General features: G+C 43.3%; 16 protein-coding genes and 5 tRNA genes. All 21 read left to right on the forward strand.

Translation table 11 applies throughout. The features are described 5' to 3' along the window. Positions 1-579 (forward strand): hypothetical protein (locus JXR81_08025; GenBank protein ID MBN2754798.1); only part of this gene is annotated, 579 nt, incomplete at its 5' end. A 333-nt stretch (positions 580-912) separates the two neighbouring features. Further along, positions 913-1,995 carry a histidinol-phosphate transaminase gene (locus tag JXR81_08030; GenBank protein MBN2754799.1) on the forward strand — a complete coding sequence of 361 codons (1,083 nt, stop codon included), beginning with the start codon at positions 913-915 and terminating at the stop codon, positions 1,993-1,995. Between the two features lie 24 nt (positions 1,996-2,019). Next, positions 2,020-3,036 (forward strand): 3-deoxy-7-phosphoheptulonate synthase, encoded by a 1,017-nt coding sequence (aroF, locus tag JXR81_08035; GenBank protein MBN2754800.1) that lies wholly within the window; start codon positions 2,020-2,022, stop codon positions 3,034-3,036. Between the two features lie 292 nt (positions 3,037-3,328). Next, complete coding sequence (locus JXR81_08040; protein ID MBN2754801.1) at positions 3,329-4,174, forward strand: prephenate dehydrogenase/arogenate dehydrogenase family protein; 846 nt, start codon at positions 3,329-3,331, stop codon at positions 4,172-4,174. Positions 4,175-4,179: 5 nt separating this feature from the next. Further along, positions 4,180-5,466: a 3-phosphoshikimate 1-carboxyvinyltransferase gene (gene aroA / locus JXR81_08045; GenBank protein MBN2754802.1), complete on the forward strand. Its 1,287-nt coding sequence runs from the start codon at positions 4,180-4,182 to the stop codon at positions 5,464-5,466. Next, positions 5,463-6,134 carry a 1-acyl-sn-glycerol-3-phosphate acyltransferase gene (locus JXR81_08050; protein ID MBN2754803.1) on the forward strand — a complete coding sequence of 224 codons (672 nt, stop codon included), beginning with the start codon at positions 5,463-5,465 and terminating at the stop codon, positions 6,132-6,134. Before aroA ends, JXR81_08050 begins: the two co-directional genes overlap by 4 nt. A gap of 18 nt (positions 6,135-6,152) precedes the next feature. Continuing rightward, positions 6,153-7,043, forward strand: coding sequence for a 4-hydroxy-3-methylbut-2-enyl diphosphate reductase (gene ispH, locus JXR81_08055; protein MBN2754804.1), 891 nt, complete (start codon positions 6,153-6,155; stop codon positions 7,041-7,043). Continuing rightward, the gene (locus JXR81_08060) at positions 7,033-8,505 is read left to right on the forward strand and encodes a S1 RNA-binding domain-containing protein (GenBank protein ID MBN2754805.1); all 1,473 of its coding nucleotides are present in this window, start codon (positions 7,033-7,035) and stop codon (positions 8,503-8,505) included. Before ispH ends, JXR81_08060 begins: the two co-directional genes overlap by 11 nt. Beyond that, positions 8,502-9,125: a redox-sensing transcriptional repressor Rex gene (locus JXR81_08065; protein MBN2754806.1), complete on the forward strand. Its 624-nt coding sequence runs from the start codon at positions 8,502-8,504 to the stop codon at positions 9,123-9,125. Before JXR81_08060 ends, JXR81_08065 begins: the two co-directional genes overlap by 4 nt. 118 nt (positions 9,126-9,243) lie before the next feature. Beyond that, positions 9,244-11,157, forward strand: a complete 1,914-nt coding sequence (gene thrS, locus JXR81_08070) for a threonine--tRNA ligase (GenBank protein MBN2754807.1) — start codon at positions 9,244-9,246, stop codon at positions 11,155-11,157. A 22-nt stretch (positions 11,158-11,179) separates the two neighbouring features. Beyond that, a complete protein-coding gene (gene radA / locus JXR81_08075; GenBank protein ID MBN2754808.1) occupies positions 11,180-12,523 on the forward strand; it encodes a DNA repair protein RadA in 1,344 nt (447 codons plus the stop codon). A gap of 38 nt (positions 12,524-12,561) precedes the next feature. Beyond that, positions 12,562-13,485: a PIN domain nuclease gene (locus JXR81_08080; protein MBN2754809.1), complete on the forward strand. Its 924-nt coding sequence runs from the start codon at positions 12,562-12,564 to the stop codon at positions 13,483-13,485. Further along, on the forward strand, positions 13,482-14,180 hold the full coding sequence (ispD, locus tag JXR81_08085) for a 2-C-methyl-D-erythritol 4-phosphate cytidylyltransferase (GenBank protein MBN2754810.1): 699 nt from the start codon (positions 13,482-13,484) through the stop codon (positions 14,178-14,180). Before JXR81_08080 ends, ispD begins: the two co-directional genes overlap by 4 nt. Before the next feature lie 5 nt (positions 14,181-14,185). After that, entirely contained in the window at positions 14,186-14,665 is a 480-nt protein-coding gene (locus JXR81_08090) for a 2-C-methyl-D-erythritol 2,4-cyclodiphosphate synthase (protein MBN2754811.1), read from the forward strand. 3 nt (positions 14,666-14,668) lie between these two features. Next, complete coding sequence (locus tag JXR81_08095; GenBank protein ID MBN2754812.1) at positions 14,669-16,042, forward strand: cysteine--tRNA ligase; 1,374 nt, start codon at positions 14,669-14,671, stop codon at positions 16,040-16,042. Position 16,043: 1 nt separating this feature from the next. After that, complete coding sequence (gene rlmB / locus JXR81_08100) at positions 16,044-16,772, forward strand: 23S rRNA (guanosine(2251)-2'-O)-methyltransferase RlmB (protein MBN2754813.1); 729 nt, start codon at positions 16,044-16,046, stop codon at positions 16,770-16,772. Positions 16,773-16,862: 90 nt separating this feature from the next. Further along, positions 16,863-16,937 (forward strand) — tRNA-Thr (locus JXR81_08105). 111 nt (positions 16,938-17,048) lie between these two features. After that, positions 17,049-17,134 (forward strand) — tRNA-Tyr (locus JXR81_08110). Positions 17,135-17,212: 78 nt separating this feature from the next. Further along, positions 17,213-17,288 (forward strand) — tRNA-Gly (locus tag JXR81_08115). A 61-nt stretch (positions 17,289-17,349) separates the two neighbouring features. After that, positions 17,350-17,426 (forward strand) — tRNA-Val (locus tag JXR81_08120). A gap of 71 nt (positions 17,427-17,497) precedes the next feature. Further along, positions 17,498-17,574: transfer RNA gene (locus tag JXR81_08125), tRNA-Asp, on the forward strand. The last annotated feature ends 1 nt before the right edge of the window (position 17,575 follow it).

Raw genomic sequence — 17,575 nt, forward strand, 5'->3', positions numbered from 1 at the left:
ATGGCAAAAGCGTTTGAAAGCATGATGCAGATACAAAATGTTGAAGCCATAGCGGTTACTGAAATTAAGAATGAAAAAAACGGCAGTGTTAAAGTGGAAGCAATGGAAGCTAAGAAAGTGACTGTAATAAAACCATACCAAAAGATATTAAAAAAACTGGATTATACGACTAAAACAGAACTGCCGGGGCAGGATACAGCCGGAGCGGATTTAATGCCTGCCGCGCAGGAACAAAAGTATCTTTATCCCAAATGCCTTTTTGGGATGCAGGAGTATTATGAAAACTTTGATTTTATGCTTGTTGATAAAGACGAAAGGATTAAACAGGGTAAAGAAGAAGTTATTGCGATAAAGAAAGGGCAGGAAACAGATTATCCGCAGATAAGAATAACAGTAAGCGGAAATGATGTTGAAATGATGAGATTCTTTGCCATGGACGGAAAGAAATACTATGAACTTATAGTGGAAAAGACAGAAAAAATAAAGTCCATAAACGTTCCTGTAGAAATGACAGAAAAGTTTTATACCAACAACGGGACAATGATTAATGTACTAAAGTATGAAAATATAAACTTTTAATCAAAATTATCATACCGTAGAAGCATAAAAAGGATTTACTGTTATTATTAAGGGGAGAGTAATAGATTAAAATATAGATTTGGGATTTGTAACAAATTCCGCCCATTGATACACCGTGGTGTAAGTGTTTCTGGTAACAGTTTTTCATGCCTTAAATCAGGTTTTTATCCTTGTAATATAAAATCCCAAATTGTATAATAAAGAGCCTTGTGAAATCGTTTCACAAGGCTTTTTGCCTTATTATACAAGGTGTTTTGCTTGTGAAATCATTTCACAAGCTTATATGTTATTTTGGATGGATTTTATTACATTATTCTTAAAAGGGTGATTATTATGGGCAGATTTGATGATGTGGCAAAGAAAAGTGTAATGCAGATTAAACCGTATGTTCCGGGGAAGCCGGCGGCGGTTGTTCAAAGGGAGCTTGGTTTAAAGGATGTAATTAAACTTGCATCCAATGAAAACCCGCTTGGGCCTTCCAAAGCCGCGGTTAAGGCAATGGCAAAGGCATTAAATACGCTTAATATATACCCGGAAAGCGGCGCATATGAATTAAGGAAAGCGCTGGCAAAGCGCCTTAGAGTAAAGCCCGAAACTTTATTTTTCGGCAACGGAAGCAATGAACTGCTTCAGATAATAGCGGAAGCATTTGTATCTCCCGGTGATGAAGTCATGTTCTCCGCGGTTTCTTTTGTGGTTTATTCCATCGCCGCAAACATAGCAGGCGGTACTATAATACAGATACCGCAGGATAATTTCAGGCACAATATAGACGGTTTTATTGCAAGACTGTCGCCTAAGACAAAGCTTATTTTTATATGCAATCCGAACAATCCCACGGGGACAATAATATCAAAAGCGGAATTTGAAAAGTTAATGCAGGCAGTTCCAAAGAACGTTATTGTTGTGCTTGATGAAGCGTATTTTGAATACGCTGATGACAAAAATTATCCCGACGGAATTAAATATCTTTCAAAGTATCCAAACCTTATTGTGTTAAGGACATTTTCAAAGGTATACGGCCTTGCCGGAATAAGGGCGGGTTATGGGGTGGCGGATCCGGAAATTACCGGCATCATGGAAAGGATAAGGCCGCCGTTTAACATAAACACGCTGGCACAGAAAGGGGCGCTTGCGGCTTTAGGCGATAAAGCACACATGACTGCCACGCTTAAGACAAATAAAGAAGGGCGTGCTTATCTTTACGCGGAACTTAAAAAACTGGGGATAAAATATGTTCCCACACAGGCCAATTTCATATTTATTATTCTGGATAAGAACGCAAGGATATATTTTGAAGAACTTCAGAAAAAAGGCGTAATTATCAGGACTGTGTTTGATAATTTTGCAAGGATTACAATAGGCACCATGAAAGAAAATAAAAGGCTTATTAAAGCCTTAAAAGAAATAAGGTAAAATAAAACCAGGAGGAACAGAAATATGATTATCGTATTAAAACCAAAGACAACAAAGGCGCAGATAAACCACATTGTAAAAAAAATCGCGGGTTTTAAACTGCGCGCGCAGGTATCAAAGGGAAAAGAACGCACAATAATTGCCGTGATAGGCGATGAAAGGGTGCTGTCCACTGTTCCTGTGGAAGCTTTTCCGGGCGTAGAAAAAGTAATGACTGTTTTAAAACCTTATAAGCTTGCCAGCAAGGATTTCAGGAAAGAACCTTCAATAATAGACCTTGGACTGGGAGTCAAAATAGGCGGAAATCATATTGCCATGATAGCAGGGCCGTGTTCCGTTGAAAGCAGGGAGCAGCTTTTGGCGACAGCAAAAGCCGTGAAAGCGGCGGGCGCCAATGTGTTAAGGGGAGGCGCTTTTAAACCAAGGACATCTCCTTATGCTTTTCAGGGAATGGCTGAAGAGGGTTTAAAGATACTTGCGGAAGCAAGGGAAATGTACAAGATGCCCGTTGTAACAGAAGTGCTTGATACAAGGCACGTAGAGCTTGTAAATAAATACGCGGACTGCTTTCAGATAGGCGCGCGTAATATGCAGAACTTTGAACTTTTAAAAGAAGTGGGAAAGATGAACAAGCCGGTGCTTTTAAAAAGAGGGCTTATGTCCACGGTTAAAGAGTGGCTTATGTCCGCGGAATATATTCTTGCCAACGGCAACATGAACGTAATTTTATGCGAGCGCGGAATAAGGACTTTTGAAACCGAAACAAGAAACACGCTTGACCTTTCCGCGATACCGCTTGTAAAGTCGTTAAGCCATCTTCCGGTTGTATCTGACCCTTCACACGGAACAGGCAAAAAGCCCCTTATTTACCCGATGGCGTTAGCATCAGTTGCGGCGGGCGCGGACGGTGTTTTAATTGAAGTTCATCCTAAACCGGAAACGGCGCTGTCTGATGGCGACCAGTCGTTATTGCCTGTTGAATACAAGAAACTTGTTGACGACGCAAGAAAAGTGGCAAAGGCGATTGGAAGGACGTTATAAGAATAGATGCTTGGACGCTTGGATGCTTAGATGCTCGGCAAGAGCGAAGGATAAGAACGGTTCTGGTAGGCGCGGGCTTTAGCCCGCGGTTGGAGCGAGCCTGCGAAGCGGAAATCCCGGCGATGAAGCGAGTATGCGAGCGAAAGAAGCCGGGACAGCTCGGCAAAAGCGGATTAAGCTATAAGCAGTTAAGCAGAAGCGAAATATAAATTAGAGGATAGGAAAGGCAGAGGGTTTTACCGAACATCTGACCATCTGTGCATCCGTCCCTCAGTTTTTAAAAAGGTGTTTTATGAAACCAATGTTTAAAAAAGTTACCATAGTCGGCATGGGAATGATGGGCGGAAGTCTTGGCATGGCTTTGCTTAAAAACCGTATTGCAAAAGAAGTATGCGGCGCGGGCAGGAACATTACAAAGCTTAACGAAGCCAAAAAACTTAATGCCGCGACAATGGTTACTGATAATTTAGAAGAAGCCGTTAAAGGCGCTGATTTAATTGTCATAAGCGTGGTGGCGGATAAGATAGCGCAGATGTATAAAAAACTGCTTGAAGCAGGGCTTACAAAAGAGACCATTGTAACCGACATGGGAAGCGTTAAAAAAGAGATAACAGATGATATCTGCGCGTTAAAAGGGTATCAGGATAATTTTATCGGTTCTCACCCTATGGTGGGTTCTGAAAAAACAGGGGTAAAAAACAGTATCTTTAACCTGTTTAACGCGGGCAACTGCATCGTAACAGGCAATAAAGACAGTAAAGGCGTAAAAAAAGTAACAGCCCTGTGGAAGTCCGTCGGTATGCACACGGTATTTATGACGCCGCAGCAGCACGATGATGCCGTGGCGGGAATAAGCCATATGCCGCACCTTGCGGCGTTCGCGCTTTTACTTTCACAGAAGGACTGCATAAAAAGCAGCAGAAATATAATAGGCACGGGTTTTAAAAGCATGACAAGGATAGGCGCGTCTGACGAAGACGTCTGGGCAGGAATTCTTTACGCTAATAAGGCGCAGGTATTAAAACAGACTGAAAGATACAGAAAAGAACTGGAACAGGCAGAAAAAATGTTAAAGTCCGGCAAGCTTGCCGGTTATATAAAAGCCGCAAGGCTTTTAAGGGAGTCGTTGGATAAATGAAAAAAATACAGATAGTGCCGGTTTCCGGCGTAAAGAAAAAACTTTCAGTGCAGGGCGATAAATCAATTTCCCACAGGGCGGTTATTATCGGTTCCCTTGCTGAAGGGCTTACAACGGTAACCAGTTTTCTTGAAGCGGAAGATACCCTTAACACGGTTAAAATATTTAAGAAATTAGGCGTACAGATAAAAAAAGAAAATGACACTGTTTATATTCACGGCAGGGGGCTTGCTTCCCTGCGCCAGACGCCGGAAGTGCTTTACGTGGGTAATTCCGGAACCGGAATGAGGCTTATCCTGGGCGTTTTAGCGGCACAGCCTTTTGTAAGCAGAATAACGGGCGACGCGCAGATAGTAAAAAGGCCCATGAAACGGGTTATTGAACCGCTTCAGCTGATGGGTGCCACGCTTACAAGCAATCACGGCTTTGCGCCTGTTACGGTTCAGGGCGGCGCTTTAAGGGCTATTAAATATAAAATGCCCATGGCAAGCGCGCAGGTAAAATCCGCGGTTTTACTGGCAGGCCTTTACGCGTCCGGCGATACTGTAATAACAGAACCGGAACGCTCGCGCGACCATACAGAGCGCATGCTTAAATATTTTGGCGCGGACATAACAGTTAAGGGAAATACAGTGGTATTAAAATCCGGGGCAAGGCTTAAAGGAAAGAAAGTTGTTGTTCCGGCAGACATAAGTTCGGCCGCGTATTTTATGGCGGCGGGCGCCCTTGTTAAAAAGAGCGCCATAACAGTTACAAATGTAGGCCTTAATGAATCCAGGACCGGTATTATTGATGTTATGAAAAAAATGGGCGCGAAGATAAAAATAACCAACTTAAAAAATCAGAACGGCGAAAAAACAGGGGACATAACAGTTTCCACTTCTTCGCTTAAAGCAACTGAAATAAAAGGAAAAATAATTCCAAGGCTGATTGACGAGATTCCTGTTATCGCGGTCCTTGCGGCGGCGGCAAAAGGAAAGACGGTAATCCGCGGGGCAAAGGAACTTAGGGTAAAAGAAACTGACAGGATAAAAACTGTCCTTATCAACTTAGGCAGGCTGGGCATAAAGACAGAAGAATACGAAGACGGCTTTGCGGTTTATGGAAACGGCGGCAAGCCTTTCACATACGCTTCAATTGATTCGTACGGAGACCACAGGATAGCCATGTCGTTTACAGTTGCAGCGCTTGTAAGCGAGAACGGACTGCATATTAAGGATATTGACTGTATTAATACTTCTTTTCCGGAATTTTTTAACCTTATAAAAAGCCTTAAAGGGAAAAAGAAATGAAAGAACCCTGGAAAATAACATACTTCATAATGTTCCGTTTTTTAAGGCGGCTTATGTGGGTTTACTTTGTTATTTTTCATAAAATAAAATTTGTTAATACGGATAAGGTGCCAAAAAAAGGCGGTTTAATAGTAATGCCAAACCATTCAAGTTATTTTGACCCGCCAACCGCCGGCGCGCTTGGTTTTAAAAGGAACTGCAGGTTTATGGCGCGCGATACGCTCTTTAAAAATAAGATTTTTGGATGGACTATAGGAAATCTGGGCGCTTTTCCCGTAAAAAGGGGAAGGGTGGACCGGGGAGCGTGGGATAAATTTATAGAACTGGTAAAGGCAGGGTGGGCTGTAATGTTTTTTCCGGAAGGTACAAGGACGCTTACCGGAGAAATTCAGGACGGCAAGCCGGGTACGGGAATGCTTGTTTACCAGACCAAAGGAAAAGTTCTTCCTGTATATATTCACGGGGCGTTTGAAGCGTGGCCAAAAGGCGGCAAACCGAAATTATTTACGCCTATCACAATTGTTTACGGCGATGTGATGTCATTTGACGATTTGTTTGAAAAGCCGGAAGGCAGGGAAGTTTACGAGGAAATTACGGCAAGGGTTATAAACAGGCTAAGAGAGATGAAAGCGGACTATTTAAAAAATCAGGACGATAAAATTAATTAATAATAAGCGGGCTTAATAATGGCAAAGAAGAAAAAGTTTACGGTAACAATAGCGCAGGGTTCCGGGTTTTGTTTCGGAGTTCAAAGGGCCATGAAACTGGCTTTTGAATACGCGGATAAAAACACCGATAAGGGCGTGTATTCGCTGCGGCAGATAATTCATAATCCGCAGGAATCGGCAAGGCTTGAAAAAGCGGGAGCCAGGCACGTGGAATCTGTCAGCGGAATAAAAAAAGGCGGCTGTGCCATAATAAGCACGCACGGAATAACGCCGGCTGAAGAAACGCAGTTAAGGGCAAAAGCGGCAGACGTACTTGATACCACGTGCCCTTACGTTAAGAAGATTCATAAAGCCGTGGAAAGGCTTAAAGATGAAGGTTATCAGATTGTAATAGTGGGCGATAAAGAGCATTACGAAGTTAAAGGTATTTCAGGCTACGCGGGCAATAAAGGCATAGTTTTAAACTCCGCCGCGGATGTGATAAAAGCGCGCCTTGAAAGCAGGGTGGGTGTTGTATGCCAGACCACGCAAAGCACCGAAAAATTTATGGAAATCGCCGCTGCGGTGATGAAAAAGGTTCTTGTTGGAAGGTACGCTGAAGTAAGGGTGTTTAACACAATATGTGATGCCACCCAGAAAAGGCAGGAAGCAACAATGCAGCTTGCAAAAAAGTCCGACCTTATGATAATAGTGGGCGGTAAGAACAGCGCCAATACAAAAAGGCTTTATGAACTTTCGCGCGGTATATTAAAGGAAGTGCGCCACGTGGAAACGGCGTCGGAAATAAAAAAAGAGTGGCTGAAAGGGAAAACCAGGATTGGAATAAGCGCCGGGGCTTCAACGCCCGAAAGCGCCATAAAAGAGATAATAAACAAAATAAAATACATGGAGCAGCATGATGGAAAATGAGATCAGGAATATAAGGGAAGGAAAGGTCGTAAAAGGTAAAGTGATAAAGAAGAGCGACGGCGACCTTTTTGTAGATATTGGATACAAATCAGAGGGTATTGTCCCAAAAGAAGAAACATCAAGATACAGCTATTATGAAGGGATTAATGAAGGGGACGAAATAGAGGTTCTTGTAAAGCGTATGGATAACGGCGAAGGCGTTGTGCTTTTGTCCAGGATTATCGCGGAAAAGAAAGCCGTGTTTTCCAAAGTAAAGGAATCTTTTCAGAAGGCCACACCGCTTGACGGTAAAGTTGTTAAAGCGGTTAAAGGCGGATTTATTATTGATTTTGGGGCGAATGTGACGGCGTTTCTGCCCTTATCACATGCCAGGGTTCCGGCTGAAGAAATACTTAATAAGTTAATTCCTTTAAAGGTAATTCAGCTTGATGAAGAAAAAAGAAACGTGGTGGTATCTTATAAAGAAGCATCAGGTAATCAAAATAGAAAACCCGCGGAGGATATCAAGGCATCTGAAAGACAGCCTGAAACAGCCGTTGTAAAACAGGAACAGCCGGAAGCCGCGGAACCGGAAGCAAGCGCGCCTGTACAGCAGGCGCAGTCACCCGCTTTTGCGGCGGGCTATAAGCCCGGCGACAGGATTAACGTGAAAGTAAATAATATAACCGCCGAAGGGCTTGAAGTTGAACTTACACCGGAACTTGGCGGTTTTATACAGAAACAGGAACTTTCCTATTTTAGAAAGATAAACAACCCGGCTGATGTTTATTCGCAGGGTCAGGAATTTGAAGCCCAGATTATAAATATTGATAAGGATAAGAATAAGGTTTTTTTAAGCATAAAAAGGCTTGAAGGCAACCCCTGGTTTGACATGGAAGAACGTTATCCGGTGGATGCAAGGGTGTTTGGCACAGTGGCGGAGATAATTGAAGGCGAAGGGATTAAGATTGAAATGGAAGAGAACGTGGACGCTTTTGTGGGGCTGGATGACATATCATGGCAGGGTTTCGGAAAAATTTCCGAAGTGATTAAAGTTGGCGACAAAAAAGAGTTTAAGATACTTGCCGTGGATAAAGTTAAAAACAGGATAGTGCTTGGATTAAAAGCGCTTACGCAGTCGCCGTGGACGTCTTTTGCCAATGTTTATAAGGAAGGCACCATTGTTGATGTTAAGGTTTTATCAATTGAAGAAGGGTGTGTAATCTGTGAGGTAATTGAAGGCATAAACGGCAGGATGCCGGTGAAAAACAGCAGTAAGATTACGTGCAAAAAAGGCGATGTGGTAAAGGCCAAGATAATTAAAGTGGACAAAGAATTAAAAAAGGTGACGCTTGCCGGCCGCGATATAGAGATGACCGAAGAGAAAAAACAGCTTGATGATTACATGAAATCGCACGAACATTCCTTTAAAATGAATGACCTGATAAACCTTGATAAAGATAAAAAAGGTGAAACAAAATGATAAAAAAAATACCGCTTCCCACGGTAAACAGGCTTTCGTTATATCTAAAATGTTTTTCGGAACTCTCCGCGGGCAGCGTGGAATACGTGTCTTCGGAACAGGTGGCAAAGCAGATAGGGCTAAATCCCGCGCAGGTAAGAAAAGATCTTGCGTATTTCGGCAAGTTTGGGCGCAGGGGTTTTGGCTATCACGTGGAGCAGTTAAAAGAGAATATTTCTAAGATACTGGGGACGCATAAGGGCGTAAGGGTTGCCGTGGTCGGCACGGGAAATCTTGGCAGCGCGCTTTTAATGTACCGCGGTTTTGAAGCAAGGGGTTTTAAAGTGGTGGCGGGATTTGACGTGGACCCGGATAAAGTGGGCTGGGAATTAGACGGGGTAAAAATATACGGTTCTGAAGACATGGAAAAAGTTATAAAAAAAGAGAAGATAGAAATTTTAATAATCACCACCCCGGCTGCTGTCATACCGGATATTTTTACCAAACTTAAAAAAACCCCCATTAAGGGAGTTCTTAATTTCGCGGGCAAGCATCTGGTAAGCGATGAAGACATAATAATAAGAAACGTGGACCTTGCGCTGGAACTTGAACAGCTGATGTTTTTTTTAACAAATAAATAGGTTTTATTGGTTACGGTTTTAAACGGACAGCGCGGGAGCGCTGTCCCTACAAGAGTGGTTTTTAAAAAACAATTTATTTTATAACTGAAAGGCAAAGCAAAAGGAGACTGACATGGGCATGATAACGGTTAATTATAAAGGCAAAGAGTACCGGGCAGAACAGGGCAAAAGGGCCATAGAAATATTAAAAGAAGCGGAAACAGAGACGTCCGCTTTTCTTGTGGCTTCAATAAACGGAAAATTTATTGACCTTGGCACGCCGTTAAATGAAGGCGGCGAATTAAAGGCGTTTACTTTTGAAGACGCGGAAGGAAAACAGGCTTTCTGGCACAGTACTTCGCATGTTATGGCTGCGGCTGTTAAAAGGCTTTTTCCCGATACAAAGGTGACAATAGGGCCTTCCATAGACGAAGGATTCTATTATGATTTTGACAGGGAAAAAAGTTTTGGCGATGATGACCTTGTAAAAATTGAAGAAGAGATGATGAAAGTGATAAAAGAAAACGCGGCTTTTTCAAGGCAGGAAATATCAAAAAAAGACGCCATAAAGATGTTTTCTGACATGGGCGAAAATTACAAAGTGGAAATTATTGAAGCTATTAATGACGATACCGTAAGCACATACACCACGGCCGGGTTTACAGACCTTTGCCGCGGGCCCCATATAGGCCTTGCGAAAAAGATAAAAGCCGTAAAGCTTTTAAAGCTTGCCGGTGCTTACTGGCGCGGCGATGAAAAAAATAAAATGCTTCAGAGGATTTACGGTATTTCTTTTCCTTCAAAGGAAATGCTGGAACAGTATCTGCACACGGTTGAAGAGGCAAAACAGCGCGACCACAGAAAACTTGGGAAAGAACTTGATTTATTCTCCACGCATGAAGAGTTTGGGCCCGGTTTAATCTACTGGCACCCAAAGGGCGGCGTTATAAGAAAAGAAATGGAAGATTTCTGGCGCAACGAACACATAAAAAACGGTTATGACCTTATATTCTCCCCGCATATAGCAAAGATTGATTTGTGGAATACTTCCGGGCATACCGGTTTTTACCGCGACAGCATGTTTGACACTATGAACATAGACAAAATGGAATACCAGCTTAAACCAATGAACTGCCCGTTTCACATACTTATGTACAATAACGGCAAGAAAAGCTACCGCGACCTTCCTTTAAGATGGGCGGAACTTGGAACTGTTTACAGGTATGAAAAGTCGGGCGTCCTGCACGGGTTGATGAGGGTCCGCGGCTTTACACAGGACGACGCGCATATTTTCTGCAGGGAAGACCAGCTGGAATCTGAAATTATTGAAGCACTGAATTTTGTCATGTTTATTTTAAGGACATTCGGCTTCTCTGAATTTGAAGTGTATTTAAGCACTATGCCTGCCGACCATATCGGCGATGATTCAGTATGGATAAAAGCGCAGGACGCTTTAAAGTCTGCGCTTTCAATTGCGGGGCTTAAGTACGGCACAGATGAAGGCGGCGGCGCTTTTTACGGGCCAAAGATAGACATTAAAATAAAAGACGCGCTTAACAGAACGTGGCAGTGCTCCACAATTCAGGTGGACTTTAACCTGCCGGAACGTTTTAACATCAACTACACGGGAAAAGACGGCAAAGAACACAGGGCGATTATGATACACAGGGCGCTTATGGGTTCTTTAGAGCGGTTCTTTGGCGTGTTGATAGAGCATTACAAAGGCGCTTTCCCTGTATGGCTTGCGCCAAAACAGGTAATGATTTTAACCATTACAGAGCGCTGCGATGATTACGCGAAAGAACTGGCAGCGGTTTTGAAGAAAAATAATATCAGGGTTGCTCTTGATCTTGACAGCGAAAAAATAGGAGCCAAGATAAGAAAAGCCACAATGGACAAAGTGCCGTATATGTTAATTCTTGGCGACAAAGAAGTGGAAAGCAGGACCGTATCAGTAAGAAAGAGAACGGGCGAAGAAGAAAAAGGAGTGGACTTTTCAAAGTTCACTGAAATGGTAGCGGGTAAGATTCAGAATAAAGATTTGGGAATTTAATTAACCGGTAAAAGGATTAAAGTTGAAAAAAAAGACGGTATTTTCCTGCGCAAGCTGCGGGTATCAGTCGGCGAAATGGCTTGGAAAGTGCCCTTCCTGCAACGAGTTTAACACGTTTCAGGAAGAAACAGAATTTAAGGGCAAAGCCGGCGCCGATTACAGAAAGTTTGAAAGCGCGTCTGCGGCAAGCCCGCTTAAGGATATTAAAGCAGGCGAAGAAGAGCGCATACAGACCGGAATAGAAGAAGCAGACAGAGTGTTCGGCGGCGGCATTGTAAAGGGTTCGCTTGTTTTAATGGGCGGCGAACCGGGCGTGGGCAAGTCCACAATCGCGCTGGACATTGCTGACAGGATAGCCGCGCGTTATGGCAATGTGCTGTACGTGTCGGGAGAAGAGTCCTTAAGGCAGATTAAAATGAGGGCGGACAGGACGGGAATTAAATCGGAATCGCTGAAGGTAATGTCAGAGACTTCGGTTGAAAAAATATCGGAAATAATTGAAAAAGACAAACCCGCCCTTGTGGTGGTGGATTCAATACAGACAGTGTATAAAGAAGAGATTGAAGGCGCGGCAGGAAGCGTTAACCAGTTAAGGGAAAGCTGCGCCCAGCTTTTATATTCCGCAAAAAAGACAAACGTGCCGGTGATAATAATAGGGCATGTGACAAAAGAAGGCTCAATTGCCGGCCCTAAGATGCTTGAACACATGGTGGACGCGGTTTTATACCTTGAAGCGGAAAAGTATTACCAGTTTAAGGTATTAAGGGCGGTTAAAAACAGGTTTGGCTCCACCAACGAAATAGGGATATTTGACATGCAGGCTTCGGGTATCAAAGAAGTAAAAAGCCCGTCTAAATTACTGCTGGATGAAATGAAGGAAACAAAGACAGGCAGCGGAATAGTAACAGTAATGGAAGGCACGCGCGCCCTTTTGCTGGAAATTCAGGCGTTAACCGTGCGCAGAAGCTACGGCAATCCGCAGAGGACGGTTACGGGTATTGATTACAACAGGTTTCTTCTTATAGTGGCGATTCTTGAAAAAAATCTTGATTTAAAACTTGATAACTGCGACATATTTTTAAATGTGGCAGGCGGCATAAAAATAGTTGAAACAGCGGCAGATTTAGGCGCCGCCGCCGCCATATACAGCAGCCACACAGGCAGGCCGGTTTCCACCAAGTCAGTATTTCTTGGGGAGCTGGGGCTGGACGGCGAAGTAAGGCCGGTGCGGTTTCTGGAACAGCGCCTGGCAGAGGCGGAAAGAATGGGTTTTAAAACAGCATACGTGCCGGAGCGTTCAAAGGCGGGAAAAAGCAAAATGGAAATTATTAAAATAGCAAACGTAAGCGCGCTTACAAGGTTATAAATAAAGCGCGGACTAAATTAAAAGGTGGTGAGAAAAGAATGAAGTATTTTATTTATCTGTTGTTCATGGCAGTTTCGGTTTCTGCCGGGGTTATGCTTTATAAATCCAATGCGTTATACGGGATTATTACATTGTCCGGCGCGGCAGCCGCGGCCTTAATGATTATCGGCGACATATTCCTGTCAGGAAAAGAGGCAAAAAAGGGGTCAGTTTACCCTAAATTACTTGATACCAGCGTCATTATTGACGGAAGGATCAAGGATATCTGCAGGGCCGGATTTCTGGAAGGCACGCTTATCGCGCCTAAATTTGTGCTTCACGAACTTCAGTATATTGCTGATTCGTCGGATCACATGAAAAGAAGCAAGGGGCGCAGAGGGCTGGATATTTTAAATGACCTGCGCAAGATGCCAAGCGTTACGCTGGAAATAGTTGATAAGGATTATCCGCAGACCAGGGAAGTTGACCAGAAACTGGTATTAATGGCAAAAGAGACGGGCGCTAAAATTATTACTAACGATTATAATCTTAATAAAACCGCGGAGATTCAGGGCGTTAAGATTCTTAACATTAATGACCTTTCCAACTCGGTAAAGCCGTCTTTCCTTCCCGGCGAGCGCATAGGCGTGAAAATTATGAAGGAAGGAAAAGAAAAAGAACAGGGAATAGCATACCTTACTGACGGCACAATGATAGTGGTGGATAACGCCAGGAAACTTCTTAATAAGAAGATAGATGTGGTGGTTACCAACGTACTGCAGACAGACGCAGGAAGGATGATATTTGCCAGATACGAACAGGGCGGCGACAGCCGCGAAAATCGCGGCGCGCGCGGATATTTTAAAAGGCCGTTCCGCCGTAATGACAGGAACCAAAACCGTAATAACAACACTAACAGCAACACGCAGAGCGCGCCTGTAAGTGAAGCACACAGCGAAGAACCAAAAAAGGAAAATGAATGAAGACAGCGGCAATAATTGTGGCTGCCGGAAGCGGTAAACGCTTTGGCGGCGCCGTACCCAAACAGTATCTTAAGTTAAAAGGCAGGGAAATTCTTGCGCACGCGGTATCTGTTTTTGAAAAGTCGCGTGAAATAGGACTGATACTGCTGGTGGTATCCCCTGATTACAGGGAATTTGCCGAAAAAAAGATAGTTAAGAAATATGGTTTCAAAAAAGTAGCAGGCGTTATAGATGGGGGCGCGGAAAGATATGACTCCGTCTATAACGCCTTAAAGTTTTTAAAACCGGTAATGCCGGATAACGTTCTTATTCATGACGGGGCAAGGCCTTATTTTGAACCAAGCCTGATTACGGACGTTTTAAAAGAACTGACAAAATATTCCGCGGCAATTCCTGTTAAAAAAGTATCCTTAACAGTAAAAAAGGTTAAGGGCGGTTTTTTAAATGGAACGCTGGACAGGAATGAATTAAGGACGGCAGAAACGCCGCAGGGATTTTGTTATAAAGAAATCCTTAAAGCGTATGAAACCACAGAACTTAATAAACTTAAACCGACAGATGACGCGCTTTTGTTTGAAACGCGCGGAAAAAAAGTAAAGGCTGTGGAATACGAAGGCATTAACATAAAAGTAACCACGCAGCAGGACCTTGAAATATTAAAAGCCCTGCCGTATTTTAAGAAATTAAAGGGGTGATTTAAGTGCGGGTAGGCATTGGATATGACGTACACAGGTTAAAAAGAGGCAGGCGGCTGTTTTTAGGCGGAGTGGAATTTGAAAAAGCCGAATTCGGGCTGGAAGGCCACTCAGACGCGGATGTCCTTATTCACGCCATAATGGACGCAATGCTGGGCGCGGCGGGGCTTCGCGACATAGGGTATTATTTTTCGGATAAGGATGAAAAATATAAGGGGATAAGAAGCACGGAACTTTTAAAGCAGGTAAAGGAACTTATTGAAAAAGAAGGTTATGTGATAGGCAATGTGGATTCAATAATAGTGGCAGAGTACCCACGGGTTGCCCCATACATAGAAAAGATAAAAACATCGCTGGCGCAGTGCCTTGGCGTTAAAGAGTCACAGGTGGCAATTAAGGCCACGACAGAAGAAGGCCTTGGATTCACCGGCGCCAAAGAAGGCGTAAGCGCGCACGCGGTTGCAGTGCTTAAGGAGAAAGCGTAAATGATAAAGCTTCACAATACAATGACGGGAAAAACAGAGGAGTTTGTACCTGTAACGGCAGGCGAAGTGAAAATGTACGTCTGCGGGCCGACGGTATATAACTACTTTCATATAGGCAATGCCAGGATATTCGTGGTTTTTGACACCATAAGAAAATACTTTGAATACAGCGGGTATAAAGTGATATTTGTCCAGAACATCACTGATATTGAAGATAAAATAATAAATAAGGCAGCGGCAGAAAATATTACCTGGCAGGACGTGGTAAATAAATATACTGACGCGTATTTTGAAGACACTCAGGCGCTTAAAGTGAAAAAACCTGATGTAAGCCCGCGCGCCACAGAAGAAATTGAAGGCATGATTAAGATGATATCTGTATTAATAGAAAAGGGCAATGCCTACGCGTCAAAAAACGGCGTGTATTTCAGCGTGGCAAGTTTTAACGGATACGGCAAATTGTCACACAGAAATATTGACGACCTGCAGGAAGGCGCAAGGGTGGATGTTGATGAAGAAAAGAAAAGCCCGCTGGATTTCGCGCTATGGAAATTTTCCAAGCCGGGAGAGCCGTTCTGGGAAAGCCCGTGGGGCAAGGGCAGGCCGGGCTGGCACATTGAATGCTCCGTTATGTCATCAAAATACCTTGCTGAAACATTTGACATTCACGGCGGCGGGGCGGATTTAATATTCCCGCACCACGAAAATGAAATAGCGCAGTCAGAGGCGTGCACAGGCAAAGAGTTTGCCAAGTACTGGATGCACGGCGGATATATGAATATTAAGGGCGAAAAGATGTCCAAATCAAAAGGCAACTTTGTAATGGTACGCGACCTGTTAAAGGATTTTTCCGCGGAAGTTATAAGGATGTTTATATTATCAGCGCATTACCGCGGGCCGCTTGATTTTTCATATGAAAATATGGAGCCTGTAAAAAAAGGGTATTCCGAGTACTATTATACCCTTCAGCGTTTAAACCAGCGCCTTGAGGGTATTAATATTAATGAGCAGATAAAACCGGATAATAAATTCATAGCGGAATTTAAAAGTTCCATGGATGAAGATTTTAATACATCCAAAGCGCAGGCGGTGATATATAACTGCCTTGCGGAAATTAAGTCAAAACTGCCGAATATGACAGACACGGACGCCGCCGAATATGACGCTGTATTGCGTGTAATGGGCGGGGTGCTTGGCATAGTGCCGGAAATAAAACCGGTTGACCTGCAGGTTGTTGATCTGGTAAAACAGATAGGTGTTTTACGTGCAGAAAAGAAATATGAAGAAGCGGATTTATTAAAGAAAAAAGCGGCGGATACGGGTTACATCCTTGAATTCACCAAGGCGCGGACATATATCATAAGGGAGTTACAATAGCATGTGGGTATACGGCAGAAATGTTATAAGAGAAGTAATAAAAAATGACAGAAAAATATATGAACTTGTTGTCTTAAAAGACGCGGAGAAAATGTCGGATGTAATTGAAGAGGTAAGGCAAACCGGCGCTAAAATAACCATAACTGACAAAAAGAACCTTGAAAAGATAACAGGCACAGACAAGCATCAGGGAGTTGCCGCGTCAATAGAAGGGTTAAAAGCGTGGGGCATTGACGAATTTTTAAGAAAACACGCGGGAGAAGAGAATATAACAGTGGCTGTGCTGGATTCCATAGAAGACCCGCACAACCTTGGAGCTATAATTAGAAGTTGCGAAGTTTTTGGTGTCTGTGGTATAATTGTGACTTCAAAAAGGCAGTCGCCGGTGAATGATGCTGCTTATAAAGTTTCAGCCGGTGCAGCGGAATACATAGAAATGGTGGTTGTAAGCAATATCAATAACGCTCTTGAGATTTTAAAAAAGAATGGTTTCTGGATTTATGGCCTTGATTTAAAAGGCGATAAATATATAGATGAAACAGATTTTGACAAAAAGACAGCTTTTGTCCTGGGCAATGAAGGCGCAGGAATGAGAGAACTGGTAAAGAAAAACTGTGACTTTCTTGTTAAGATAAAACAGAAAGGCAGAATTGACTCTTTAAACGTGTCAAACGCCGCTGCTGTTGTTTTCTATGAACGGATGAGGAAAATTAGAGGCGTGGAAGCTTAGAGGCTTGGATGCTTGGTTTAGATCTGGTAGCCGCACCCTTTAGGGTGCGTTGTTCATAACGCCGAAATTTAAGATATAAAAAGTATATGGGCTGGCGTAGCTCAGTGGTAGAGCGTCTGATTTGTAATCAGATGGTCGGAGGTTCAAGTCCTCTCGCCAGCTCCATAGAAAAATAGATAGAAAAGATCTGGTAGACGCGGGTCTTTAGCCCGCGGTAGTTGATTTAAAGATACAGAGAATTGTTCTTAAAAAGATAAAGAGATGACACGAAATAGTGGGGAGGTTCCAGAGTGGCTAAACGGGGCAGACTGTAAATCTGTTGGCTAACGCCTTCGATGGTTCGAACCCATCCCTCCCCACCATTATATTTTTATATGTGAAATATGCTTGAAATTTCAGCGTATTCTTGTATAATCTTGCAGTCTTTTTAATTATTAAATGCGGGAGTAGCTCAGTTGGTAGAGCGCTAGCCTTCCAAGCTGGATGTCGCCGGTTCGAACCCGGTCTCCCGCTCCAAAAGACTTGGTAGTTATAAAGTTTCTTTAACAGGTTAGTTTGATTGAAATCATATACAGATGGGCGCTTAGCTCAGTTGGTTAGAGCATCTGCCTTACAAGCAGAGGGTCGGGGGTTCGAGTCCCTCAGCGCCCACCATAAATTTACATAGTTGAAATTGTATTAAAGATAGTAGATAATAGAAAACCGCTTAAAACAAAAAGTTAAGCGGGGGTGTAGCTCAGTTGGTTAGAGCGTCTGCCTGTCACGCAGAAGGTCGCGAGTTCGAGCCTCGTCACTCCCGCCAT

Source organism: Candidatus Goldiibacteriota bacterium (genome assembly GCA_016937715.1).
In the GTDB taxonomy this organism is placed as follows: domain Bacteria; phylum Oederibacteriota; class PGYV01; order PGYV01; family PGYV01; genus PGYV01.

Excerpts from the sequence above, each read along its gene's own strand:
- JXR81_08030 (MBN2754799.1), top strand. The coding sequence starts at position 913 with ATGGGCAGATTTGATGATGTGGCAAAGAAAAGTGTAATGCAGATTAAA.
- aroF (MBN2754800.1), top strand. The coding sequence starts at position 2,020 with ATGATTATCGTATTAAAACCAAAGACAACAAAGGCGCAGATAAACCAC.
- JXR81_08040 (MBN2754801.1), top strand. The coding sequence starts at position 3,329 with ATGAAACCAATGTTTAAAAAAGTTACCATAGTCGGCATGGGAATGATG.
- JXR81_08050 (MBN2754803.1), top strand. The coding sequence starts at position 5,463 with ATGAAAGAACCCTGGAAAATAACATACTTCATAATGTTCCGTTTTTTA.
- ispH (MBN2754804.1), top strand. The coding sequence starts at position 6,153 with ATGGCAAAGAAGAAAAAGTTTACGGTAACAATAGCGCAGGGTTCCGGG.
- JXR81_08060 (MBN2754805.1), top strand. The coding sequence starts at position 7,033 with ATGGAAAATGAGATCAGGAATATAAGGGAAGGAAAGGTCGTAAAAGGT.
- JXR81_08065 (MBN2754806.1), top strand. The coding sequence starts at position 8,502 with ATGATAAAAAAAATACCGCTTCCCACGGTAAACAGGCTTTCGTTATAT.
- thrS (MBN2754807.1), top strand. The coding sequence starts at position 9,244 with ATGATAACGGTTAATTATAAAGGCAAAGAGTACCGGGCAGAACAGGGC.
- JXR81_08080 (MBN2754809.1), top strand. The coding sequence starts at position 12,562 with ATGAAGTATTTTATTTATCTGTTGTTCATGGCAGTTTCGGTTTCTGCC.
- ispD (MBN2754810.1), top strand. The coding sequence starts at position 13,482 with ATGAAGACAGCGGCAATAATTGTGGCTGCCGGAAGCGGTAAACGCTTT.
- rlmB (MBN2754813.1), top strand. The coding sequence starts at position 16,044 with ATGTGGGTATACGGCAGAAATGTTATAAGAGAAGTAATAAAAAATGAC.